Annotated in this window: 1 protein-coding gene; it reads right to left on the bottom strand. The window is 40.9% G+C overall.

Annotated features, from left to right (window positions below):
- Window positions 1-156: 156 nt before the first annotated feature.
- Window positions 157-1,461, bottom strand: a complete 1,305-nt coding sequence (locus tag QZT26_RS17045; RefSeq protein WP_295103876.1) for a nucleotide sugar dehydrogenase — start codon at window positions 1,459-1,461, stop codon at window positions 157-159.
- Window positions 1,462-2,927 lie beyond the last annotated feature (1,466 nt).

Genomic DNA, 2,927 nt, shown 5'->3' with positions numbered 1-2,927 from the left:
ATAATTCCATCAACTTATTCATAAGTAGTGTCCTCCAAATTGTCTGATTACTATTTACGAGGATACTACTATACTTTATAATAAACTAAAAATCACCTTTTTGGTTGCGGCCAAAGGCCGCGCTAGGTATATCTGAGGCTAAATTTTATTACCCTTTTATGCTCTTTTTACCTTATCAGAATGGTTCGTATGATTCTTAATTAAATTTCTCGTATCAACGATAAGCTTTGAATTTTTTAGAATAAACTCAGGGTTGTAATCAGCATGCTCTGTTGCGATAACAACCGCATCATATTTCGCAAGCGTCTCTGCATGTAAAGGGACTGAACGATTATTAAATGAGTATTTCCTCATTTTTGGGAGAACCGGTATATACGGGTCGTTGTAGTCAACATGAGCATATTTCTCACCAAGAAGCTCCATGATCTTCAGCGAGGGAGATTCACGGGTATCGTCTATATCTTTTTTATATGAAAGCCCCAGTATTAAAATCTTTGCGTCCTTAATGCTTTTCCCTTTCTCATTAAGCGCCTCAACAGTCTTTTGAACCACATAATAAGGCATGTTGGTATTTATTTCTCCCGCAAGCTCTATAAACCGGGTGGAAAACTCGTATTCCCGCGCCTTCCAGGTCAAATAAAAAGGATCGATAGGTATACAATGTCCACCAAGACCCGGGCCGGGATAAAATGCCTGAAATCCAAAGGGTTTTGTCTTCGCCGCCTCTATGACCTCCCACACATCAATTCCCATCCTGTCAAAAAGCATTTTAAGTTCATTTACCAGCGCTATGTTCACCGATCTATAGATATTCTCAAGTAGTTTTGTAGCCTCTGCAACTCTTGTTGAAGATACCGGGACGGTCTTTGCCACTACCGAATCATAAAGGGCTTGTGCAACGGTAAGACAATTATTCGTATAACCGCCAACCACTTTCGGGATAGTCCTTGTTGAAAAATCCTTATTATTCGGGTCTTCCCGCTCCGGTGAAAACGCAAGATAAAAATCCTCACCCGTTTTTAACCCTGACTCCTCAAGCATGGGTCTCATGTCCTCATCCGTAGTGCCGGGATATGTAGTGGATTCAAGGACAATAAGCTGACCCTTGCGAAGATTTCTGGCAATGGTCTTTGTTGTGTTAAAGACATATGACATATCAGGCTCACGGTATTTGTTCAGCGGTGTGGGGACACAGATGATGATGCAGTCCATAGCTGACAACATCGAAAAATCCGTGGTGGGAGTGAAACGCGATCCGGCGTCCGTGATACGTGAACTATCAATATGTTTTATGTAGCTTTTGCCCTGGCTCAATAATGTTACTTTTTCTTGATCAATGTCGAAGCCGGTAACCTGAAACCCTGCCTTACAGAATTCAATGACCAGAGGAAGTCCCACATAGCCGAGTCCGATGATACCAATATGCGACTTCTTTGATTTAATTTTTTCGATTAGTTCCATAATTTTTTTGCTTTAGCCTCGAGATTACACAAGATATATTTTTAACCCGTGAATTTTGCCACGAAGACACTAAGACACAAAGGGGTTTTGCCGCAGATGGAGACCCCGTACGATATAACCTTTGGTTCCATACAGGGCGGGCAAGGATAAATACAGATAAAAAATAACATTTTAGCTTTTTGAAAAATTCACAGGATAGAAAAAATACCATGTAGCCCCGGCAGGGGCGGTCTGTTTGTAGCACAATAAAATTCAATAGAATAAATAGCTCCGTAGGAGCGGCATGTCCGTATTCAGGCAGACCTGTTTATATGGATTTACAAAAGACAGATCACTCCTAATTGCAGAGACAGGTTTCAAACCTGTCTCTACGATCTGTTATAATATCCTATTTTACCACAAACAGGCTGCTCCTACGGAGCTTATTAGTACATTTTTCAAAAAACTAAAGTGTTACGATAAAAAATAACTCACAAATCCCAAATAATTTCTCTATGGATCATATGCATTCACTTACATACCTGCCAGCAGGCAGGCCGCGCCTGCTGATTTAATTTACAGGGACTTCGTCCCTCTCAGTTACATGAATAACTTCTGTAACCAGTTAACGAATACAGCATAAACCTGGCAGTCAGAGATCAGAGGTCAGCAGTCGGTAGTCGGCAATTTGCCGGGCGCCGAGTGCTACGGCATCTTAGAAAATTCCAGGGATCTATGCCATACGCAGCCAAAAAGAGTTTAACCACAAATGGCTTGGCCAGGCCTTTGGCTGAAACCAAATTCGAAATACGAATATCGAAATACGAAACAAATTCAAATGACAAAAAACATAACACTTTAGTTTTTTGAAAAATTCCAACAGTAACGATGTTTGCCGCATAGTGTAGGGGCGAAGCATTTGCTGTAATTGCCATAAATGCGTTCATACTCAAATGAGCAAATGCTTCGCCCCTACTTTTTCAAAAAAGTAGAGTATTACTAGCACATCGTTTCGTTAAAATGTATACGTAAAAAAATGTCATTGCGAGGAGTAGAGCGACGAAGCAACCTCTTGTTCCCAAAAAACTTAAGATTGCTTCGCTGTCGCCCGCAATGACGGTATCAATGTAGATATTTTAATGAAACGCTATACTAGATTTTCACCGTCATACCTGCCTACAGGCTGTCTTCAGTCGGCGGGCCGCGGTCTGTAATTTGTAATTTGCGGGAGTATTCCCGATTTTTTGTAAAAATGCCATTAGCAGGGGGGTGTGGAAGAATAGTGACTCAAGCTTCCAGCTTGAGGGTAAAATAACGCAAGCAGTCATCATGTTGCATTAGCAACACTCAGAAACGATGAAAATGGTTTTATAGCCATATCGTGTTGTAGTATCTGTGTTTAAACTATTTTTTGTAGTCTTACTTCCGAGTTGGAAACATCTGGCATTTCTGTTTCTGTACCAGTTCACCTTAGTATATGGCCATCC

Origin of the sequence: uncultured Candidatus Kuenenia sp. (assembly GCF_900696675.1) — a bacterium.
Classification (GTDB): domain Bacteria; phylum Planctomycetota; class Brocadiia; order Brocadiales; family Brocadiaceae; genus Kuenenia; species Kuenenia stuttgartiensis_A.
Note: the sequence above shows the minus strand (reverse complement) of the source record. Positions and strands in the feature narration are given on the sequence as shown.

What these genes read in the sequence shown, in the direction of transcription:
- QZT26_RS17045 (WP_295103876.1), bottom strand. Translation starts at nt 1,461, where the DNA reads ATGGAACTAATCGAAAAAATTAAATCAAAGAAGTCGCATATTGGTATC.